1 protein-coding gene is annotated in these 516 nt (G+C 48.1%); it reads right to left on the bottom strand.

Features of this window, described 5'->3' with window-relative positions; translation table 11 throughout:
* Nucleotides 1-93: 93 nt before the first annotated feature.
* On the bottom strand, nucleotides 94-516 hold a 423-nt coding region (locus tag ACTHUM_RS18665), incomplete at its 5' end, for an extracellular solute-binding protein (protein ID WP_440403776.1).

Below are 516 nucleotides of genomic sequence, written 5' to 3'. Positions count from 1 at the left end.
TCATAGGATATTTGAAAAGTGTTGACAATTATAACACTCAGGCCGTCTGAAAAACTGTTTCAGACGGCCTGAGTATTCAAATTTCAATTTTAATTATCGCCCTGCTTTCAAAGCCTGCCACAGGCGAACGCTGAGTTTGCTCGCATCGGTTGACTTAGGGGAGACGATGAAGCTTTTTTCCATCAATTCTTTACTTGGGAAAATCGATTCATCGGATGTGTACTTTTCATCCATCAAATCACGCGCCGGACGGCTGGCCGGAGCATAAGTCACATAGTTGCCGTTTTTGGCCGCTGTTTCCGGATTGAGCGTGTGATTGATGTATTTGTGTGCATTGGCCACATTTTGCGCATCACGCGGAATCATCAGCGAATCCACCCAAATACCGACGCCGCTTTTCGGCGCCAACACTTCGACTTCGACGCCGTTTCCTGCTTCTTTGGCACGGGTTTTGGCAATATTGAGGTCGCCGCCGTAGCCTACCGATACGCAAAGATTACCGGCAGCCATATCGTC

Source organism: Neisseria sp. P0021.S006, from assembly GCF_051956895.1.
The sequence above is the reverse complement of the archived record's forward strand: the minus strand, read 5'-3'. Positions and strand labels throughout refer to the sequence as shown.